This is a genomic window from uncultured Methanobrevibacter sp., from assembly GCF_946184425.1.
In the GTDB taxonomy this organism is placed as follows: Archaea; Methanobacteriota; Methanobacteria; order Methanobacteriales; family Methanobacteriaceae; genus Methanocatella.
In genome coordinates this window covers 1-23,017 of the sequence record NZ_CAMHFP010000026.1, presented here as the reverse complement: position 1 = coordinate 23,017, position 23,017 = coordinate 1, and the positions used below count along the sequence as shown (strand labels likewise).

18 protein-coding genes are annotated in these 23,017 nt (G+C 32.0%); 4 read left to right on the top strand and 14 right to left on the bottom strand.

The annotated features are described in order from the left end of the window. Positions 1-4: 4 nt before the first annotated feature. The 4 genes from uvrA to Q0P94_RS06870 all read right to left on the bottom strand — a co-directional run bounded on the left by uvrA (position 5) and on the right by Q0P94_RS06870 (position 6,249). A complete protein-coding gene (uvrA, locus tag Q0P94_RS06885) occupies positions 5-2,893 on the bottom strand; it encodes an excinuclease ABC subunit UvrA (protein ID WP_295115054.1) in 2,889 nt (962 codons plus the stop codon). Between the two features lie 170 nt (positions 2,894-3,063). Next, complete coding sequence (uvrB, locus tag Q0P94_RS06880; protein WP_295115052.1) at positions 3,064-5,031, bottom strand: excinuclease ABC subunit UvrB; 1,968 nt, start codon at positions 5,029-5,031, stop codon at positions 3,064-3,066. A 5-nt stretch (positions 5,032-5,036) separates the two neighbouring features. Then, positions 5,037-5,333, bottom strand: coding sequence for a hypothetical protein (locus Q0P94_RS06875; RefSeq protein ID WP_295115050.1), 297 nt, complete (start codon positions 5,331-5,333; stop codon positions 5,037-5,039). Between the two features lies 1 nt (position 5,334). Then, positions 5,335-6,249, bottom strand: coding sequence for a ribose-phosphate diphosphokinase (locus Q0P94_RS06870; protein WP_295115048.1), 915 nt, complete (start codon positions 6,247-6,249; stop codon positions 5,335-5,337). Positions 6,250-6,341: 92 nt separating this feature from the next. On the opposite strand from Q0P94_RS06870, the gene Q0P94_RS06865 reads away from it, so the two are divergent. Beyond that, positions 6,342-6,854 (top strand): hypothetical protein, encoded by a 513-nt coding sequence (locus Q0P94_RS06865; protein WP_295115046.1) that lies wholly within the window; start codon positions 6,342-6,344, stop codon positions 6,852-6,854. Positions 6,855-6,872: 18 nt separating this feature from the next. Here the strand turns inward: Q0P94_RS06865 and Q0P94_RS06860 are convergent, their stop codons facing one another. Genes Q0P94_RS06860 through Q0P94_RS06845 form a run of 4 tightly spaced genes read right to left on the bottom strand, consistent with a single transcriptional unit; the run spans position 6,873 to position 9,507 of the window. Next, the gene (locus Q0P94_RS06860; RefSeq protein WP_295115044.1) at positions 6,873-7,241 is read right to left on the bottom strand and encodes a zinc ribbon domain-containing protein; all 369 of its coding nucleotides are present in this window, start codon (positions 7,239-7,241) and stop codon (positions 6,873-6,875) included. Positions 7,242-7,273: 32 nt separating this feature from the next. Then, positions 7,274-7,783 carry a GNAT family N-acetyltransferase gene (locus tag Q0P94_RS06855; protein ID WP_295115042.1) on the bottom strand — a complete coding sequence of 170 codons (510 nt, stop codon included), beginning with the start codon at positions 7,781-7,783 and terminating at the stop codon, positions 7,274-7,276. 28 nt (positions 7,784-7,811) lie between these two features. Then, positions 7,812-8,813: a GGGtGRT protein gene (locus Q0P94_RS06850; RefSeq protein ID WP_295115041.1), complete on the bottom strand. Its 1,002-nt coding sequence runs from the start codon at positions 8,811-8,813 to the stop codon at positions 7,812-7,814. 1 nt (position 8,814) lies between these two features. Beyond that, positions 8,815-9,507, bottom strand: coding sequence for an iron-sulfur cluster assembly scaffold protein (locus tag Q0P94_RS06845; RefSeq protein WP_295115039.1), 693 nt, complete (start codon positions 9,505-9,507; stop codon positions 8,815-8,817). Between the two features lie 128 nt (positions 9,508-9,635). On the opposite strand from Q0P94_RS06845, the gene Q0P94_RS06840 reads away from it, so the two are divergent. Then, entirely contained in the window at positions 9,636-10,547 is a 912-nt protein-coding gene (locus Q0P94_RS06840) for an ADP-ribosylglycohydrolase family protein (RefSeq protein ID WP_295115037.1), read from the top strand. Beyond that, positions 10,537-11,019: a hypothetical protein gene (locus tag Q0P94_RS06835; RefSeq protein ID WP_295115035.1), complete on the top strand. Its 483-nt coding sequence runs from the start codon at positions 10,537-10,539 to the stop codon at positions 11,017-11,019. The genes Q0P94_RS06840 and Q0P94_RS06835 overlap by 11 nt, the downstream gene beginning before the upstream one ends. Here Q0P94_RS06835 and Q0P94_RS06830 read toward each other — a convergent pair. Both Q0P94_RS06830 and lonB read right to left on the bottom strand, forming a co-directional pair. Continuing rightward, positions 11,009-12,433 carry a Mur ligase family protein gene (locus Q0P94_RS06830; RefSeq protein WP_295115068.1) on the bottom strand — a complete coding sequence of 475 codons (1,425 nt, stop codon included), beginning with the start codon at positions 12,431-12,433 and terminating at the stop codon, positions 11,009-11,011. The two genes, Q0P94_RS06835 and Q0P94_RS06830, sit on opposite strands and share 11 nt — an antisense overlap. Positions 12,434-12,531: 98 nt before the next feature. Continuing rightward, complete coding sequence (gene lonB / locus Q0P94_RS06825; protein WP_295115066.1) at positions 12,532-14,412, bottom strand: ATP-dependent protease LonB; 1,881 nt, start codon at positions 14,410-14,412, stop codon at positions 12,532-12,534. A 657-nt stretch (positions 14,413-15,069) separates the two neighbouring features. On the opposite strand from lonB, the gene Q0P94_RS06820 reads away from it, so the two are divergent. Continuing rightward, positions 15,070-19,311: a DUF4062 domain-containing protein gene (locus tag Q0P94_RS06820; RefSeq protein WP_295115033.1), complete on the top strand. Its 4,242-nt coding sequence runs from the start codon at positions 15,070-15,072 to the stop codon at positions 19,309-19,311. Positions 19,312-19,371: 60 nt separating this feature from the next. Here Q0P94_RS06820 and Q0P94_RS06815 read toward each other — a convergent pair whose 3' ends face one another. The 4 genes from Q0P94_RS06815 to Q0P94_RS06800 form a co-directional block, all read right to left on the bottom strand. Next, positions 19,372-21,834, bottom strand: coding sequence for a right-handed parallel beta-helix repeat-containing protein (locus Q0P94_RS06815; RefSeq protein ID WP_295115031.1), 2,463 nt, complete (start codon positions 21,832-21,834; stop codon positions 19,372-19,374). Positions 21,835-21,892: 58 nt separating this feature from the next. Further along, a complete protein-coding gene (locus Q0P94_RS06810) occupies positions 21,893-22,261 on the bottom strand; it encodes a hypothetical protein (RefSeq protein ID WP_295115029.1) in 369 nt (122 codons plus the stop codon). Between the two features lie 57 nt (positions 22,262-22,318). Then, entirely contained in the window at positions 22,319-22,627 is a 309-nt protein-coding gene (locus tag Q0P94_RS06805) for a hypothetical protein (RefSeq protein WP_295115027.1), read from the bottom strand. A 26-nt stretch (positions 22,628-22,653) separates the two neighbouring features. Beyond that, on the bottom strand, positions 22,654-23,017 hold a 364-nt coding region (locus tag Q0P94_RS06800; protein WP_295115024.1), incomplete at its 5' end, for a hypothetical protein.

The window sequence follows — 23,017 nt, the reverse complement described above, 5'->3', positions numbered from 1 at the left end:
GATATCATTTGCCAATATCTTCTACCAATTCTTTTGCATATGGAGTGATATTCTCATCAAGCATACGCTCGAGGAACTGACCAGTATAGGTTCCGGATTCTGCAATCTCTTCAGGTGTTCCTGTAGCTATTACCTGACCTCCACCGTCCCCTCCATCAGGACCAAGGTCAATTATATGATCTGCTGTTTTAATAACATCCAGATTATGCTCAATTACAACAACAGAATTACCAGCATCAGTTAATCTGGCCAAAACATCCAAAAGTCTTTTGATATCTTCAAAATGAAGACCTGTTGTTGGTTCATCCAAAATGTATAATGTTTTACCAGTACTGGTTCTAGAAAGCTCCTTAGCCAATTTAATTCTTTGAGCTTCACCACCGGACAATGTGGTTGCAGGCTGTCCTATTTTCATATATCCTAAACCTACATCATATAATGTCTGAAGCTTTTTGGTGATTTTTGGAATGTTTTCAAAGAATTCCAATGCCTCTTCAACAGTCATTTCCAGAACTTCATAAATGTTTTTGCCTTTGTACCTTATATCTAAAGTCTCTTCATTATATCTTTTACCGCCACAAACTTCACAAGGCACATACACATCAGCCAAAAAGTGCATTTCAATCTGGACAATACCGTCACCAGAACATGCTTCACATCTTCCGCCTTTAACATTGAATGAGAATCTTCCAGGTTTATAACCTCTTGCTTTTGATTCAGGAGTATTTGCAAATAAATCACGAATATCAGTGAATACACCAGTATAAGTTGCAGGGTTGGATCTTGGAGTTCTTCCAATAGGTTTCTGGTCAATAGCAATGACTTTATCTATATTTTCCAGCCCTTCCATTTCCTTGTATTTACCTGCAAACATAAATTTTTTGGACAATTTTCCATGAGCACCCTTATACAAGATTTCATTAATTAAACTACTTTTACCTGAACCGCTTACGCCAGTAACACAAGTGAATTTGCCCAATGGAATTTCAACATCAACATCCTTTAAATTGTTTTGAGCAGCCCCAATAATCTTAATGAATTTGCCGTTGCCTTCCCTTCGTTTTTCAGGAATATCAATTTTTTTAACTCTTGAAATATATTGGCCAGTAATTGAATCAGGATTGTTCATAATATCCAAAGGTGTTCCCTGAGCAACAACTTTTCCTCCATGCTCACCAGCACCAGGGCCGATATCCACCACATGGTCTGCGGATAGAATTGTCTCCTCATCGTGCTCCACAACAACCAAAGTATTTCCCAAATCTTTAAGTCTTTTTAAAGCCTCAATAAGCTTAATATTGTCCCTTTGGTGAAGACCAATACTTGGCTCATCCAAAATATATAAAACACCAACCAAACCTGAACCTATTTGAGTGGCAAGCCTAATTCTTTGTGCCTCTCCACCGGACAAAGTACCTGATGAACGAGACATTGACAAGTAATCTAGACCAACTTCTACTAAAAAACTTAATCTTTCCTTAATTTCTTTTAAAACTTCTTTTGCAATGAAATTTTCCCTTTCAGTTAATTCTAAATCTTGGAAAAATTGATAAGAATCCTTAATGGCCAAATCACACACATCAATGATTGATTTACCCCCAACGGTTACCGCCAGAACTTCTGGCCTTAAACGTTTACCGTCACAAACATAACATTTTCTATCTGACATGAACTTAGAGAGGTATTTTCTTGAATAGCTGGATTTGGTTTCAAAGTATAGCCTTTGCATTCTTGGAACAACACCTTCAAATCTGCGGTTAACCATATAAGACCTGTTTCTTCTTTTAAAGTTGAATGGAATCTTTTCATCACAACCAAAAAGAAGAGTATTCTGATGTTCTTTACTGAGTTCCTCAAATGGAGTATCCATACTAAAGTTAAAATGCTTTGATACTGCATCAAGCATCTGGAAATAATAATTTTCCTTTTTAGCTGAACTTGCCCAAGGAACAATAGCACCTTCATTTAAAGATAATGACTTATCAGGAACAACCAAATCAGGATCTATTTCCATTTTAGAACCTATACCATTACATTCAGGGCATGCTCCCTGTGGTGCATTAAAAGAAAACATCCTAGGAGTTAATTCCTCAAAGTTAATTCCACAATCAACGCATGCAAAGTGTTCTGAGTACTTTTTCTCGTATTCCTTTTCACCATCATCAAACAATACTGTGATTAATCCTTCGGAAAATTCAGCAGCGGTTTCAAGGGAATCGACCAGTCTCCTTTTGAAATCAACATCACGTCTAATCTTAAGCCTATCAACAACAACATCAATATTATGCCTATAAGTTTTTGCCAAGTTAATATCTTCTTCCAAATCTCTTATTTCACCATCAACTCGAACACGAACAAAACCTTTGTTCCTCAAATCTTCCAGAACATCCTTAAATTGACCTTTTTTATCACGAACTATAGGAGACAATATTTGGATTTTTAATCCTTCCCCCTCTTCCACGATAGATTCACCTATTTGGCCAATTGTCTGATGTGAAATTTCTTTTCCACAATTAGGACAATGAGGAATACCAATTCTTGCAAATAATAATCTTAAATAATCATAAATTTCTGTAATTGTACCAACAGTAGATCTTGGGTTTTCTCTTGTAGTTTTCTGGTCAATAGAAATAGCTGGAGATAAACCTTCAATAGATTCCATTTCAGGCTTTTTCATTTGACCTAAAAATTGTCTTGCATAAGCGGAAAGTGATTCAACATATCTACGCTGTCCTTCAGCATAAATTGTATCAAAAGCCAATGAAGACTTACCAGACCCACTTAGACCTGTAATTACAATAAATTCATCACGAGGGACACTGACATCAATATCCTGTAAATTATGCTCACGTGCACCCTTAATGATGATTTGTTTTTTAGAGTCTTCTGTCATTATAATCTCCTTAAAAATTAGTTATATAATATTAGAACAAACTACCTTATAAAATATTTGACAGAGCATTTGAAAACTAATGCAAATATTTTAATCAAAAAAATAGCCTTTTTTCAATTCAGAAGAGATAATATCATCTGCAATTGTACCAAATGACTGACAACCTAAAATCATTTATCAAAGCCTTTCAAGGCATAAAGCTTGTTTCTCAAATCTGCTGCCCTTTCAAAGTCAAGTCTTGCGGCAGCATCCTTCATGTCTTTTTCAAGGTCTTTAATTAATAAACGAAGCTCATCTTTAGGCATCTTTTCAACTTCAGAACCTGCAATACCTTTGTATTTTTCTTCTTCTTCAGCAATTTTCTCTTTTAATGTTCTTGTAGTTGATTTTGGAACAATGCCATGATCCTCATTATATTTAATTTGCAGTTTACGTCTTTTAAGTGTAATATCATATGCATTTCTAACGGAATCTGTCATGTCATCCACATACATTATTACACGACCATTGACGTTTCTTGCCGCACGACCTATTGTCTGTATCAATGAGGTTTCGTTTCTTAAAAATCCTTCCTTATCTGCATCCAAAATAGCCACCAGAGACACTTCAGGCAAATCCAAACCTTCCCTTAAAAGGTTTACACCAACCAGCACATCAAATTTACCACGTCTTAAATCATCGACAATCTCAATACGCTCCAAAGTATCGATTTCCGAGTGCATATATCTTACTTTAACACCAATTCTTGCATAGTAATCAGTTAAATCCTCCGCCATCCTTTTTGTTAAAGTAGTAACCAACACCCTTTCATCTTTTTCAGCAGTCTGTTTCACTTCCTTAAGCAAATCTTCAACCTGACCTGTAACCGGTCTGATTAATACTTCAGGATCTACCAGTCCAGTAGGCCTGATAATTTGCTCCACAACATTTCTTGATTTAGCAAGTTCATATTGTCCAGGAGTTGCTGATACATATATTACCTGATTGACTGATGATTCAAATTCGTCAAATCTTAAAGGACGGTTTTCTTTAGCTGAAGGCAATCTGAAACCATGCTCAACTAAAGTTTCCTTACGTGCACGGTCCCCATTATACATTCCCCTAATTTGAGGAACTGTAACATGAGATTCATCAATGATTGTTAAGAAATCATCAGGGAAGTATTTTAAAAGGGAATATGGCTTTTCACCCCATTCACGTCCGGACAGGTGCATGGAATAGTTTTCTACACCCGGACAGTACCCCATTTCCTGAAGCATTTCTATATCAAAACGAGTTCTTTGCTCCAATCTTTGAGCTTCCAATAATTTTCCCATGGAATTTAATTCCAAAAGCCTGTCATTCAATTCCTGTTTAATTTTTGAAAGTGCAACATCCATTTTGTCCTGTCCAACTACAAAATGCTTTGCGGGGAAAATCATGTATCTTTTTAAACTTTCTTTCTTTTTTCCAGTTACCTTATCAATCAAACTGATTGCATCAATCTCATCACCAAACAGTTCAATTCTTATCGGTGGGGTTCCATGAACAGGATTAATTTCAATGACATCCCCCCTGACTCTAAACTGACCCCTGTCAAATTCAATGTCATTTCGCTCATACTGCATAAAAATAAGTTTAGCTATTATTTCAGACCTGTCGTAAGTGTCTCCAACAGAAATTCCAAAAGCAAATTCACCATAATCCTCAGGTGAACCGATACCATAGATACAACTTACACTGCTCACCACAATCACATCATCCCTTGACAGGAGAGACTGAGTAGCGGAGTGCCTCATTATGTCAATATCTTCATTAATTGAAGCTTCCTTATCAATGAAAGTGTCTGTTCTAGGGACATATGCCTCAGGCTGATAATAATCATAATAACTAACAAAGTATTCCACTGCATTATCCGGAAAGAATTCTTTAAATTCCTCATATAGTTGTGCTGCTAATGTTTTATTATGTGAAATAACAAGAGTAGGTTTTTGAACTTTCTCAATGACATTTGCCATCGTGAAAGTTTTTCCAGAACCGGTTACTCCTAAAAGAGTTTGTTCCTTAACACCCTTATTGATTCCATCGGCTAGAGAATTAATAGCTTTTGGCTGATCACCAAGTGGTTTATAAGGAGATTTTAATTTGAATTCTTTCATAGTATCTAATTATCAATAGAAATATTAAAGCTGATATGAACATATCTTGGAGCGCAGCATGGAATGACCTTTTCATCCCTTACTGTCAAATCGCCATAACCGCCAAATTCCTTTTTTAAGTCTTTTTTAATGTCAGATACAACATCTTCATTGTACACTCTTAAAGAACCCAAAAAAACTGTTTTAGCAGCCATATTCATCACTGAAACACTATCTACAATATCCATTTCAGCATATTTAGCCAAAATATTATTAGACCCATCAACAAGTTCTTCTTTAATTTTAGCTTTATCGATTGGCATTTTATTCCCTCAATGCATCTGCAATGCTTTTAGCAATAGAAACACGGGAAGTATCTGAAGATAAACTGTTGGTACCGATTATTTTATTAGCTCCTGCAGCATAAATTCTTGTAGCACCATTATTTGTTAAAATAGGGTGAACACAACATACATCAACAGATGATGCACCATACTGTTTTAAAATGTTTATGGCATTGACAATTGTACCGCCTGTAGCTATAATATCATCAACAATTACCGCATGCATTCCTTTTACAGAATCAATATTTACTGTATTATCACTTTCACTATCACATCTGACATCAACAATTCTAGTTTCCACCTTATCAGGACCCAAACGCACTTTAGTCAAGTAAGTGCAGTCACATCCAATAATTTCAGAGATTTCCTGTGCAAAACCGTATGCACCTTTATCCGGAGCAATAATCAATGGTTTTTCATCTGATTTTCTGAAGAATTTTTTATCCAGATACTCCGCAATAGCAGGCATTGCAGAAATATTTCTTGCTTTTATATTGAAAAAGTCAAGTACACATTCTTCGTGAATATTGAATGTGATGAATTCATCAGCACCCGCAGATTCAATTAATCCGCAAATGATTTTTGCAGAAACTGATTCTCCAGGATTGAAACGTTTTTCCTGTCTTGCATATCCAAGATATGGAACAACGACACGAACCTTTTTTGCTCCCAAATCCTTAAGAGTTGAAATTATGAACAATAATTCCATCAAATTTTCATCCTGAGGATATCCTGTTGACTGTATTACAGTTACCTCATCTTCAATTTCGCCAGTAATGCGCAAATATCTTTCTCCATCTGGAAACTTCTTAGTTTCTACATAACTTATCTCTTCGCCAAGTTCACGAGCAACATGTGAAGCTAAATCTTGAGAAGCTGAACCACCTATAATCACATTATCACCAAATTTTTATATTAATATCATATATGTTTTTGATAATTAAAAAAGTTAAGTATTAATATTTAAAAGGAGTATAAAAATTAATTATGAGAAAATTAGGTCTACTACTTCTGGCAATAATATTGATGGTATTTGTTGCTTTATCAATTACTATCGTAAGTCCTATATTAATTGTTGCTGAAGATACAACAGAAGATGCCAGTATTGATATGGCAGCTAAATTTTCCCTTTTAGGATATGAATGGGTTTATCCGGGAAGTTCTGTTAATGCACAAGGTCAAACATTACACAATGTCCATATAGACAATCCTCAAGATCCATACGGTGCCGCACGTGATATTATGACCTACAGTTATAATTATACTCCACATATAATTGCCAGTGTAAATAACGATGCTGCCGAAGCAATATTCGGAGTATCCATTGTAGATGACATTCGTGCTAATGACGGTTATTTCGGTTATCCTGGAAATGATAATGTCCAAGGAAGTATGTCCAGAGGAGATGCAATGGATGCGGCAATGAGCAGCAATGGAATGAACATATTCCAAGTACCTCTACAAATTTTAATGGGAAACATTAGATTTATCTATGTATAATTTTCCCTCTTTATTTTTTTAATGCAACATTATGTAAAAAGACAAACCAACACCACATGCTGAAATAATGAACTGTATTATTCCATGTTTTCTAAGCTCTCTTACAGGTGCTTGAAGTAAATAAAAAGGCATGAAAAAACCAAAGAATGCAAATGCACTCATCGAAGTGTTTTTAGTCAATAATCCGAAAACCACACCACTCCATGATAAAAAAATAGTAACAATATAAGAAACCAAAACAGCTTTTTTATTAATTTGAGGTTGCTGATTTGTGTAAACATAAACCTGCTTAGGTTTAAGACCTTCAACCAATGGAGTGCCACACTTTGCACAATAATCATATTCATCCTGATTTTCAAAATTACAGTTATTACAAATTCTTGTCATTAGATAAAGTTAACATTTTAACATATATAAAACTATTTTTCTAAAATCATGGCAATTTCTCTAAAAGTTTCACCGAGATAATTAATATTGTCCAATTCAGTATAATACTTAAATCCCAATTTTTCTAAAACTCTTTTTGACTGAGTATTTTCAATTCTGTAAGTTGCATAAATCTGATTAAGATTAAGATCTTTAAAAGCATGTTCAATTAAAGTTTTTGATGCTTCGACGACCAATCCCTGACCCCAATAGTCTTCAGCAATCCAATAACCCAGTTCTCCAGACCCATCACCCCAATAATGATTGCCGTCTGGATGAATCAACAGACTAATACAACCTATCGGAATTTCATTTAATGTTATTGCATAAGTTTCTTTTTTAGAAAAAACAGTGTTAATAATATTTAAACTAAATTCCACACTTTCATGAGGTGGCCAGCCTGCAATTGGACCAATTTTAGGATTTTTTGCAAAATGATATAAGTATTCTGCATCGCCCTCTTCCCAGGGCCTTAAAATTAGGTTTTCAGTTTTAAGAATCATAAAAAAAAGTAAAATAAGAGATTTACTCTTATTTTCTCATTGCTTTTTCAACAGCAACAGCAACAGCAACGCTTGCTCCAACCATAGGGTTATTTCCCATACCAATCAATCCCATCATTTCTACATGAGCAGGTACGGAAGATGAACCTGCAAATTGAGCATCAGAATGCATTCTTCCCATAGTATCAGTCATACCATAAGAAGCAGGTCCTGCCGCCATATTATCTGGATGTAAAGTTCTGCCTGTTCCCCCACCTGATGCAACAGAGAAGTATTTCTTACCCTGTTCGATGCATTCTTTTTTGTAGGTTCCAGCTACAGGATGTTGGAAACGGGTTGGATTTGTTGAGTTACCTGTAATTGACACGTCAACGCCTTCCAAATGCATTATGGCAACGCCTTCCCTTACATCATCAGCACCATAGCATCTAACTTTTGCTCTTTCACCATCGGAATAAGCTTTTTCTCTAATCACTTTCACTTCACCGGTGAAGTAATCAAATTCTGTTTGAACGTAAGTAAAACCATTAATTCTTGAAATAATCAATGCAGCATCCTTTCCAAGACCATTTAAAATAACTCTTAAAGGTTTTTCACGAACTTCATTTGCAGAGTTTGCAATTCCAATAGCTCCTTCAGCCGCTGCAAAACTTTCATGACCTGCCAAAAATGCAAAACATTCACTTTCATCACTTAAAAGCATTGAAGCCAAGTTACCATGTCCAAGACCAACTTTTCTGTCATCTGCGACACTTCCAGGAATGCAAAATGCCTGAAGCCCTTCACCAATAGCTTTAGCAGCATCAGATGCTTTAGTACAACCTTGTTTGACAGCTATTGCAGCACCGAGAGTGTATGCCCAGCATGCATTTTCAAAACAAATTGGCTGAACTCCTTTAACGATTTCATAAGGGTCGAATCCTTTGTCAAGACAAATCTGTTTTGCTTCTTCGAGGTCTTTAATTCCGTAGTTTTCTAAAACCGGAGTGATTTGGTCAATCCTTCTTTCATAACTTTCAAATAAGCTCATTTTATTCACTCCTTGGATCTATTTTTTTAACTGCATCATCAAATCTTCCATATTGACCTGTCGCTTTGTCAATGGCTTCCAATGGGTCAACACCGTCCTTGATTTGATCAAGCATCACACCTAAGTTAATGTATTTATATCCTATGATTTCATTATCTTCATCAAGGCCTATTTCTGTAATATAACCTTCTGTGAGTTCAAGATATCTCGGACCTTTCTTTTTAGTTGAATAAATTGTTCCAATCTGGCTTCTGTGACCTTTTCCCAAATCTTCAAGTCCAGCACCAACCTGAAGTCCTCCTTCTGAAAATGCAGATTGAGTTCTTCCGTAAACAATTTGTAAGAATAATTCACGCATAGCAGTGTTTATTGCATCACAGACAAGATCTGTGTTAAGTGCTTCCAAAATGGTTTTTCCAACCAATATTTCACCAGCCATTGCAGCTGAGTGAGTCATTCCGGAGCATCCTAATGTTTCCACTAATGCTTCTTCAATAATTCCATCCTTAACATTTAATGTTAATTTACAACATCCCTGCTGTGGTGCACACCAACCGATTCCATGAGTAAAACCAGAAATATCTGATACCTCTTTTGCTTTTACCCATTTTCCCTCTTCAGGGATTGGAGCAGGTCCATGATTTGCACCTTTGCGAACAGGACACATATTCTCTACTTCAGTTGAATAAATCATCTTTTCAATCCTCAATAAGTTTTAAATTTTTACTATATAATTATTTAACTTTAATAATAATTAATATTTTAGGATTTTTCAAAAAAAAAATAAACACAATTAATATACTGAAAAACTAAATTAAAATTATGAAAGTTAAAGACGGAATAATCGGTTTGTTAATTGGTGATGCTTTAGGCGTTCCTGTCGAGTTTGAAAGAAGAGAGTACTTAAAAGAACACCCCGTTAGTGATATGATGGGTTATGGAACATACAATATGCCTCCAGGAACCTGGAGTGACGATACATCAATGACAATAGCTACAATGGCAAGCATTATAAATAAAAAATCTATTGATTATAATGACATCATCTCCGAATTTTGTGAGTGGTATGAAAACGATGCATACTGCCAATATGGCCTTTTTGATATTGGAAACACCACACAGCTTGCATTAATTAATTATATAAATGGAAATCCTGCACTGGAATGCGGACCTGATGATGAAAGAAGCAACGGAAACGGGTCCCTGATGAGAATATTGCCATTAGCCTATATTAAGGATATTGATTATGAAACAGTTGAAAATGTATCTGCTCTAACACATGGGCATAAAAGATCCAAAATATCCTGCGTTTTATACATTGAAATTGCCAAATCAATGATTGAAAACGATAACCTGGATATTGACGGACATATTAAAATCGCATGCGATAAAATCATTAACTATTATAAAGATGATAAAGAATTAATCCACTTTAAAAGAATTTTTGAAAATGATTTGGATGATATTGATAAAATCAGCAGCAAAGGATATGTAATATCAACTTTTGAAAGTGTTATTTACTGTTTGAAAAATACAGACAGTTATAAAGATGCTGTCCTTAGTGCAGTTAATTTAGGTAGGGATACAGATACAGTTGCAGCAATCTGCGGAGGACTTGCAGGAATTTATTATGGTTTTGATAGTATACCTATAGATTGGATTGATACAATTCCTAAAATTGATAAGGTGCTCTCATTATGTGAAAAATACGAGGCGTTTTGTGATGAATATTAGTGAAACTATTAAAAATATTAGAGCTGTATGCGATAATTATGTAGATGTTGATTTAGTCGCTACAATAATTCATGACAATTACTACATGGGGACAAACAACATCATGGAATTTCAAGAATATGACATAAATAATGAAGATGATTTCGAACAAAGGATTATGAAAATCTTAAAACACGAAAATGTTTTCCTGACAATAGGAATGTATGCATTTGTTCCCGTAATAAATGAATGTGACATATATTCAGTTCAGGATTATAATATCAAACTTTCCGATGAAGAATTTGAAAAATATGCCAATGAAAAAGAAAGAATGTTTGGAATATTAATTAAAAAAGATTGCAATGACTTCATTATTGGAAGCACCGATTTATGCGGATGCAGCATTGATGCTTCATTTAAAGAAATAGAAAAAAGTGATTTAGGATTTTATAAAAAAATAGAAGAAATTATAGATGATTTAATCATCTATTAATCATATTCTGTTTGATTCTCTCCCACATCGCCTGCTCTTCACCACAACCTGTCATAATGACATAATCATATTGGGAACTACGGGCTAAATCAGTTAATTTTTCAATTCTCTTGTCCATTTCCTCATAGCTCAATGGATAAAACTCAGCATCAGGAAACTCTTTTTTTACAATTTCATAATACTCACGAGCTTTATCAATTGATTCCCTTCCAGGAACTACAATTACATGATCAGGATTCATGCTTTTTATAATTTTAAAATGGCCTTCAAAAATTTCTTCCTCATATTCATCAGGAGTTGTATAAATAAACTCCAATGGACCATCGACATACTGATTCATGAACATTGCATTGATTTTTAAAGCATCAGCATTGTCTCCCTGACCGAGTCCTACGAATTTTCCACCAATGTCAACAACTTCAAACCTTCCAGGAGGAATGAATGACATGTCAAGATTGTTGAACACACCTTTAACTGTGGACTCGATATTTTCAACTTTTGGAGTGAATGTTGCATATGTAGTAATTGAAGCCAATGTATTATAGATATTATGGAAACCAAATGGCGGCACAGTAATGTCAAAATTGAATTTGACATTTTTGGAAACAGTATAATTGAATAAATCTCCAGCTATTGATAATTTCCAGGAATCAGGAGTAAACTCAACATCAGTTAATTTGACATTTAATTCAGGACGCTTAAATCCGCAACTGCAGGTAAAAATTCCCCTGTGATTCAGGAAATGTTTAGAATAAGTTAATTTTTCACCGCATTTAGGGCATTCAACAGATTCACCATTAATATCCTCAATGCCGTCAGTTTCAATACCATAATAATTGATTGTCACATCTTTTTCCTTATCAAGTCCCAACAATGCGGTTCTTGGATCATCTGCATTTGTTACTATGACACCTCTTTTCATTCCCTGTGACAATAGTCTTTTAGCTTTATAATATTCATCAAATGGATTTTTAACACCTGCAACCTGAGCATGTTCTTGAGATATAGTGGTGTAAACCACACCAATCGGATCAACAACCCGTTGCACAGTGTCCGGAATACCATATTTGATATTACGGATTCCATATTCAAAAACGCCTAAATCTCCTTTTTGTTGAATGAATGCAGAAGCTATGGCATTAATTGTATTACTTTCAAAACTGCTTCTTATTTGAACATCAGTTGATAATAATTTAATTAACAGAGTTGTAGTAGTTGTTTTACCGTTAGTTCCAGTGAGAATTATAGAACCAATTTTCAATTCCTTTGATATTTCTGAAACCGCTTCAACACCTGCGATTCTTGTAAATAAAATTCCTGCAAAACTTTTACCACTTCCAGGTCCTAATTTGGAAAATGGTCCTCCGACTTTAGCTATAACTTTCGCAATATTGACTTTAACACTACTCATAATTTAACCTTTGAATATAAAAATATATAACAATTTGTATGAATTAAAAAAAAATAATTGAAAAGTATTTAATTAAAAAAAATAAAAAGAATAAATCCAACCTAATTGATAGTTGGATTATTGATATTTGTTTGTGGAACTTTTTCAGCCATCCTGGAACCGATGTTTTTCATTTTTTCAATTAATGAATCTTTTTTGGAACCACTGATTAAAATGTTTTCTAAAACATCACTTAAAGTTTCAGTTGGAATGATTTCTATCATTTCTTCGTATTTTTTCTCAATCATAACATCTTTCAAGTTAGATTTTGGAATCAATACCTTTTTCATTCCAGCTTCTGCTGCAGCTTCAATTTTAGCTGTTGCTCCACCAATAGGCATTACATCTCCACGCACATTTAGAGAACCAGTCAGTGCAACAGTCTGGTCTATTGGAATCTCTTCAACTGCAGATATAACTGCTGTTGCAATACTTACACTAGCTGAATCCCCTTCAACACCATCATAAGTTTGGATGAACTGTACGTGAATATCATAATCTGAAATATCCTTGTTAGTGTATTTTTTAATCAGTGCACTTACATTCTGTACAGATTCCTGTGCGATTTCACCTAATTTACCTGTAGCAATAATTTGACCGCCACTTTTGGATTGTGTCGGTGCAGCCTCAGCAGCAATTGGGGAGACTATTCCACTCCTGTCGCCAATTACAGCAAGCCCATTTACAAGACCAACTCTTCCACCTTCAGCAGAAACCATACTGTAATCTTTTCTTTGTAAAATTGATCTGTCTGCAATTTGCTGTTCTAAGGTTCTTGCGAATTTTTTAGCTTCATATACATGGTCCGCAGTTACCAGTTCCGCTCCTTTTTCAATAGCTACATCTCCAGCAGATCTTACTAACCCACCAAGGTCTCTTAATCTTAAAGTTAAAGCATTTTGCTTACCTGACCTTCTTTTTGCTTCCATAATAATTTCATCCAATGCATCCGGAGCAAAGTGTGGAATTCTTCCATCATTTTTAACTTCCTGAGCAACAAACTGAACCAGTTTTTCTCTGTTTTCAGTGGTGTCTTCCATGTAATCTTTCATGAATACCTCATAACCGTATCCTCTAATTCTTGATCTCATTGCAATGTGCATTCCTTCAAGAACCTGCAAGTTACCTGATGCTACAAGAACAAAATCACATGGTACTGCTTGAGACCTTACCATTGCCCCACTTGAATTTTCACTTTGACCTGTGATTGAATATTGTTTTTCCTGCATTGCAGATAAAAGCTCCTGTTGAGTTTTCATAGACATTGTACCGATTTCGTCAATGTATAAAACCCCTCTATTAGCTTTGTGTATCATTCCAGCTTCCACACGTTCATGAGCTGGAGTTCCAAGACCTCCTGATTGGTATGGGTCATGGCGAACATCGCCTAATAATGCTCCTGCATGAGCCCCTGTTGCATCCATGAATGGTGCAAATCTTGACTCTTCATTATTTACCAATAATTTAGGAGACATATTATTTGTTTTAGGTTTAATTTGAATTGAAATAAGTAAAATTAATGCTGCCGCAATAATGGATTCCAATAATCTTCCATACATGAATCCAATAACTAACACTCCACCTATTGCAAACATTGTAATAATGGTCTTTTTTTCTTCATGACCTTTAACTGAACCTTTAGTTGCCTTTACTATTTTTTTACCTTCACCTGCAGGAACTGTTCTGATTAAAGGATGATTGTTATCTTCCATATTAGGATATACTAGAATATCCTGTAAAGTTTCATGAGGTAAAATTTGTGCCATCCCTTTAGCAAGCATGGATTTTCCTACACCAGGATCGCCAATTAATAAAACATTTCTCCTTTGTTTAGCTGCTTTTTTAATTGTTTCAATGGATTCTTCATGCCCAATAACTTGATCAATTAATAAAGGTGGAACTTCAATATCTTGTGAGCTTTTAATATTATCATAATCCAACATAGGTTGGGTTTCTTCACTAGAAGTTGATTCTTTTACTTCACTTTCAACTTTAACATCATCAGAAGATTCTTCAATTGATTCCTGTTCTTCAATTTCTACTTCTTCGACAGAAGAATTTTCAATTGATACTTGTTCTTCAAATTTCATAAAATAACCTCACTTCTATTAATAAATTCATCATTAAAAAATTAAGTTTAATATACTATTTAAATATTGTTTATTAAGTATATAAAAAGGTTTCTATTTTAGTAAATAAAAGTTAGAAAAAGATTTGTATTTTTGAATACTTCTTCCCACTAGGCATACATATTTTTATACTTTATCTATAAAGTAGTTATGGCAGGTTTTCAACATTTTAAAAAAAGTTCGTATAATATTAAACGAACAAATTTCATATTATTTCCAAATTAAGTCAAGCAATACCATTAACTAATTTCAATTGTTAATGTTGGTAGATGGTTTATAATTTTGACATTAATTATATGAAAACTCATGCGATAGTTGTATAACTTTTGTTCTCTCTACACTATTTTTTTTAGAATTCATGATAATTGAATATTTTCATCTATCATGCATCATTTTATCAATTAAGTTCAAAATTAAAATTAATAAGCACCTTTATATAAATATTTAATTATAATTTTTAGTGGGATTTTAATGAAATGGAAAAAGGCAACAGTATTTATTAGCAGTACTTTTAATGATATGCATGCAGAAAGGGATTATCTTATTAAAGAAGTGTTTCCAGAGCTAAATGAATGGTGTGAAAAACGTAAAATACGTTTAACTGATATTGATTTAAGATGGGGAGTAACTGAAGAAGATTCAGAAAATAGTAAAACAATTGAAACCTGTCTTAGACACATTGATAAAAGCCGCCCATTTTTCTTATGTTTTTTAGGACAACGTAGAGGATGGATTCCTAATTTCGAAGAGGACATTAATGATGAAACTAAAAATAGATACATAACTATTGATGAATTGGATGGGAGATCTGCTACTGAAATGGAAATCGAACATGCCCTACTAAAACCGATACACATGTTTTTAAAAGATAAAGATATTGATTGTCCTGCATCAAAACATTCATTATTCTTCTTTAGAGATGATTCATATCTAGATGAACTTACAAGTTATCAAAAACTAATATATACTAACGAATCAGAAGAAAATCCTGATAAAATCAAATTGGCAGACATTGAATTAGAAAAAACTAAAGATAAGATTAGGAATAGAAAAAAACTGGAAGATATTAAAGAAGATGGTGATGAAACAAAAGTTAATGTTTTAATTAATGATTATAAAGGTTATTGGGATTCTGAATTAATACTTCCAGAACTAAATCCATTCACTGACGATAATGGAGTAGAACATTATATTAATAATGAGAATAAAGGGAGATTAACTAATTTTGAGAGTAATGGAAAAGCACTTAAAGAAGTAATTATTGAACAATTAAAAGAGCAACTATCTATTGCATTTCCTAAAAACATGTTTCCAGAACATGAAAGCGAACTTCAAAAAGACCTTAATCAACAAGAAATTTTTTGTTATTTGAACAGTGAAGGATTCATACCACGTCCCACTTACACTAATCATTTAAAAAATTATATTGAAAATCCTCATGAAAATAAAATTTGTCTGGTAAGTGCTGAAGCGGGTTACGGTAAAACTATGCTTCTTGCAAAATTCGTCACAGATTTTGAAGATGAATATAAAGATAAAATATTATATAAAAGATTCTGCGGAGCTTCCGATTTAAGTTCTAAAACATTTTCATTATGGAAATCAATTATTGATGAAGCAACCATAAGTGAAGATGAAGAATTCTATCCAAAAAATCTGGATGAATTAAAAAGAAAAATTCCACAAATCCTACAAGCCATTGCAAGCAAAGGCGAATCAGCAATAATCATTGATGCTGTTAATCAAATGCATGATGGAATGGACATGCTTAAATGGATTGGTGACATTCCAGACAATTTAAAAATCATAATATCAATTAAAGAAGATAGAACCAATGACAAATTCAATAAAGAACTCAAAAAAATAAAAAATAAACCTAATATCTGTGGTTTTGAAATAAAAGAATTAGATGATAACAGTAAAAAAGATTTAATCAATGAATATCTTAAAAACTATTTGAAATCACTCGATGAAGCCCAAATTGATACAATCTGTAGTTTTAAAGGTTCAAAGAATCCATTATTCCTAAAAATATTACTTGCAGAGTTAAGAGTATTTGGTTCGTTTGACCAACTGAAAGATGAAATTCAAAAATTTGGAGATTCACCAGTCTCCGCATTTAATCATGTTCTAGAGCGTTTAGAAGAGGATGAACAATATCTTAAAGGAGAAAATATAGTTCCTTTATTGTTCTCACTTTTAGCTAATGCACGAGCAGGATTAAGTGAAGATGAAATTGTTACTATTCTAAAATCCCAAACAGATTTATCAACCAAAGGACTTCAGGACAGGGTAAGATTAAACCTAAGGCAAATCAGACCATTCATGGCCAGAAAAGAAGGACGTCATGACTTTTTCTATGAAAGTTTCAAATTAGCCTGTGAAAATAGATATGAGAATGATAAAACTTATTCGAATAAAATTTTATCACAATACTTCTTAACTAAAGCAGATCCTGAATACAATAATACATTTAATGTTATAGGTGAAAATAAAGCTGAAAAAATAAGGCCATTAAACGAATTTCCATATCATTTGAATCAATCACAAAATTACGACAAGTTATCTGAAGTTTTAAGCTCTTATTCATTCATTAAAAATAAATTAAACTTATCAAACATCTATAATTTAATTTTAGACTATCAATTTGATGAAAATCATCAATTCAACCAGATTGGAGACCATCCTATTATACTAATTGGAAGAGCACTTGAACTGTCTGCCCCAGTATTGAATAATGATAAAAATCAATTAGCAGCTCAACTATGGGGCAGAATGAATAGAATCGATGATGCCCTAATAAAAGAATTACTTAAAGAGTTAGACTCAAACACGGACAATATTTGGCTTAAATCAAAATCAAATGTATTATACTCTCCAAAAAGTTCAATTATCAAAAGAATCAAACCTGATGGAAAAAAATCAACAACAGCTATTGCAATGACTAATGATAAAAAAATTATCATGGGTAATGAAGATGGAATGTTAAACATTTTCGATGTTGATGCTAATGAATTAGATGAACTCGAAAAAGGAGATTCAAAAGTTATTAAAATTATCTTAAATGATAAAAAGGGTGCAATGATAGTTGCCAATGAAAATGGCCTGATTAAAGAATGGGACATTGATAATAAAATAGTTACTAAAACTTATCCTAAAATTAATGAAGAAATAACTGATATTTACTTATCCAAAACCTATAATAAAATTTATGCTTCTTCACATGAAGGAGTATTCGCAATTGATCTTGCAACGGATGAATTGTCAAAAGAAGAATATATTGAAAAGAAAAATTACAATCATATATTAGTTCCAAGAAGAAATGAATCTATTTTTCTTTGTGATGAAAAAGAAGTTGACGGATGGGATTTATATGAAAAGAGAAAAGCATATACTAGGCAATATCAACAAGAAATTCCTGAAGATGAGGATAGTTCTGTGAACAGATTACAAACAAGCAGTGATATTAAATTTATGGGTTTGGTTAAAAGATTTTTAATATTAATCTCAGAAAATGGGCATATGAAAATGTGGAATACACTTAAAAACTCTGGTGGTGGAGAAACTATAGATGAAACATTTACATCAAGTTTAAATGATCAATTTGCACAAGCAATAGTTTTAGAAGATGAAAATAAAATAATCACAATTTCTAAAATGGGTCTTTTAAGAGTATGGAAGATTCCCGAACCAAATCATCCTAATTTCAGATTTGATTATTATGAAAACATTGAAGAAACAGAAGAAATGGAAGTAACATATAAAGATATACAAACGGGTATTGCAAATCCAACAGCTATTGAATATTATGCAAATGATGATTTAAATTGGGTCATTATTGGAAATGATACTAATGATATTAATATCATAGATTTAAATAAATTAAGTGTAAAAAATGATGAAACTAAACACATTGAATCAGTATTATCTATAAAACTAAATGATGATGAAATGATCACTGCTTCAGAAAACGGAGATATTTACACTTGGAATTTTGATAGTGAAGAGTTTAAAACAGAATTTTCGAATGATTTTAGAAATGAATGTGTATCATTTAATCGCACTGAAAATAAATTAGTTTCAGCAGGAGTTAAGTTTGAAAAAGATGGAAGTCTGAAAAACAAATTATCCATATGGAAAATTGGTGCTGAAGAAGTTGAACATGAAGAAATTAAACATGCTCCTATTTTGGATCTTGCACAAAACACTATTGGGATTGTATATGTTAATCAAGATAATTTAGTACTAAAAGACAAGGAAATTCCATTGAATGGCACTGCAACATGCGTAACTACATTATTTGATTTAACCGATGTATTCATTGGTTTTGAAGATGGGAAGATTGCAAAATACTTAAATGAATTAATATACTTTGATACTATTGTTAATACACCTGTTCGTAAAATTAAAATAGCTGGTGATAAATTAGTTGCAGGTTATGAAAATGGAGTTATAGAAATTTTTGATTTGGATGGAAATCGTAAAGCTAATTTAAACAGTCATGAAAAAGCAGTGAATAATTTGTATATTGATGAATCGAAAATAATAAGTGTTAGTGAAGATAACACATTGAAATTATGGGTTAATAATGAATGTGTTTATACATATTTCTTAGATATTTTTGCAACAGCTATTAATTTTTATGAAAGAAAATTAGTTATTGGAGATACTTTAGGTAATGTAAGATTTTTTGATTTTGAAAATTTTTATTGAAATATTAAATTAACTTAGGCAATATATTTTCTCTTTTAATTAAAATTATGGATGTTGCATTTATTTGATAATAGGAATATCTAGTACCATATCCTCTAAATATACAACTCCTTTATTATTAATAAAATGATTAAATCCAAATTCACATGATTCAATAGTTAATTCTTTTAAATTTTGGATAATTTCTTCTCTTTGGCCAGTGAATTCACATGTATCAATGATTAATGAACCTGAGTTACGTATTGATCCACAACCATTATTCTTAACAATAATGTTATCGATTGTCAAATCATTATATTTAAAAATGCATTTTATAAATTCACCAGATTCTGAGGTATTTATTGTCCCGCATTCATTTTCTGCTTGATTTCGTATAAAATTACATTTGTTCAATTTTAAACGACTGGAACTATCTATTGCACCGGCAGTATGCGCTGAATTTTCATCAAAATTGCAGTTATTTAATTCTAAAGAACCTTGAGTATTATATATGGAACCGCCCATCATTTCAGCATGATTACTTTTAAAATAGCAATCCTCCAAACATGAGTTTCCATCATCAAAATTAATGGCTCCGCCGAATATTGATTTATTATTCTTAAAATTAGTTTTATTAATTTTTAAATTTTCAATACTGTGTATGGCACCGCCTTTTCCATATTTTGAAGTATTGTTTTTAAATTGACAATCTTTAATAATTAAATTATTAATATTGTATATTGCTCCACCATTATCGCATGAAATGTTGTTTTCGAATTTTGTTTTCTCAATTAATTTTAATTCACCTTTAGAAGATATGACTCCACCGGACCTTCTGGAATGATTGTTAATAAATTCACAATCAATAATAGTTAATGATGTATTATGCAAAGCATATATTGCTCCACCACCATTCCCGTCAATATCAAGAAAATTAGCAAAATAATTTCCATTTTTGAATTTGATATTTTTTAAGGTAATATTTTTACCTGTTACATAAAATATCCTAGATAAGTTATTTGCATCAATTATATGTCCTTGTCCGTCTAATATTAGATTATCTTGATAAAGTTCAATTCCTCCTTCATAAAAATTCTGTTCATTATTTTCCATTAAGATATCACAATCTAAATGTATTTCGTTAGATTCCTGTTGGATGAGATTATTTAAAAAAGTGAAATTTTTAGAGGATGAATCAATCTTTTGATAATTATAATTTAGCACTGATGAAGAAGTTTCCATGATATTGTTTTCTAAATTATCTTCCTTGTTTATTTTTAGAATATGGTTGTTGTAAATGGTTTTATGATTTGTATTAAAGTTTGTTTTTTCAATTTGAATAGATCCTTTTTGATTATAAATTTCATAACCTTCTTCACTGGAGTTATTTTTAAAAGTTGAATTTTTTATATATGAAAAACCATAATGAATAAAAATCATTCCGTAGTTCGCATGATTACCTTCAAAAGAACAATTTTGAATTGTAGAACTACTATCAAAATCTTCCTGACTAATTACGGCAGCAAAATCTGATTTGTTATTAATAAAATTAGAGTTAAATATGTTTAACTGTTCTTTAGTGAATATGGCACTTGCAGTACTTGCAATGTTATCTTTAAATGTGCAATCAATACATTCTAAAGAACACTCTTTTTCATTAAGTATTGCTCCACCAAATTCCTCTGCAGAATTTGATTCAAAAATACAATTATTAAAAGTACTGTATGTTTTTTCATTTGTTAGAGCATTATACTTATTATAATGGGCGATTGCTCCTCCACCACCAACATCGTTATCATATTTTCTAACATGCTTTGAGACGTTATTAGAAAAGTTACAGTCCGATGCATTCAGTGTTCCAGAAGCCATATAAATTGCTCCACCTTCATTAGCAGAATTATTTTCAAAATTACAATTCAATACTTTCAAAGAGCTTCGAATATTATAAATTGCTCCACCCTCTTCTGCAGAATTATCTTTAAAATTGCAATTTTTAAAAGTTATTAATCCATTATCATTATAGATGGCGCCTGCGGAACTTGAGTATCCTATTTTTTGATTATTAAGAAAATGGCAGTTTTCAAAAACTAAATCTGCTCCGTCATTATTGATGGCCCCTCCGGAATTGTATTCTTCAGTATACTTTGAATGTTCATGAAATCCATTCTTAAAAATAATGTTTCTAAAAGTAATTTTTCCCCCATTAATTTTTAAAATAGGAACCTTACTTTTAGCATCAATAAAATGATTTTTTCCATCAATGATTAGATTTCCATCAGTTATGGATATTCCTTCAGAATATTTAGATTCTTCATTGTCTTGAAGTATGATGTTTGTATCTAAATTAATTTCATCTGAATTTCCATGAATAAGATTATCTAGATATTTGAAGTTATTTTCTAAAGAATTATTATTTTGATTAGAATCAATTTCTTTTTCATGAATTTCATTACTATTTATAGAATCATTATTCTCTTGATTTTTACGGAGTGAATTTTCCTTTTCTAATCTAAAAGCATTTTTAAATTTATCAAAAATACCCATTATTTCACCAGCATAACCTAAAAGTTATTTATCTGATATTTTGATAATGAAAATTATTTCATTGGCAAGCGTCAAGTAATTGACCTTCTATTATATTTGACTGTACTTGATACCATTCATATAAACTTTGATCTTTGGGTGAACATGAATCTGCCTTTTTTAAAGAATCAAGAGTAGATTGAAGAGGTTTTGTAAGATTATTAATATTTTCGCCAAGGTTAAGTTGCATTATTACAAAAAGTCCACAGGTCATTGATTTTGCTAATTGGTAATTTGCATCATGTTCAAAACCTGAAACATTTAATTTCCATTCATTTATGCATTTTATTAATAAATTTATGTCAATCCTACCTTTTTTCTCTAAAAATAGTTCTTTAAACTCCATGGCATAATTTTTTTCTTTTTTACCTCTATTTAATAAACCCATCTTATCACTTTATTTAAATTATTATCTAAAGAAATATTTCATTTTTTTTCATAGTGTCTATAAGGCTTTTTGCATAGTGTCTATAAGATTTTTCGCTTCGTTTCTATAGAATTCATGTAAAGATTTATCTCCAGGTTGTTCAATTTCAGCTACTTGAAACATTGCAGATAATCTTAATGCCATATCCCTTTCTATTTCTCCTTTTGAAATTAAATCGGATGCTGTTTGTGCAATAATAAATGCATATTTTGCATTAGCATCTTTAGGACATTCTGTCAACCAATTCATTGATGTTATTAAAAATTCCATTGATTTTGCTAAATATTGTTCCTTAAATTTTCTTGCATATTCAATACATTTACTCATTATTAACACCTCAATAATACTTTAATTTATCCCCTACGTTTTTCATTAGCTTTTTTACAGCACTCGGGATCAGCACAATTCACATATATATTAGATAAACATTCTTCATCAGTAATATAATCTATAATTATTAAATTATTTTTTCTATAACCACTCCATGACATAACGATATCAGTTAATAGCTGTTGATTTTTAACATTTTTAAGAATGGATCTTGCTTCTTTTTCATCTTCAATAATATTATCTTGAAAATAACTTTTTATTTCAGCATCAGACATTTTTATTGTTTCTTTTTTTCCGAAAATTTTATCAAAAAATCCCATAAAATCACCATCTAATTTTAAATACAATTTATAGTTATTATTATTCGATTTCAATTTTGTATTATAT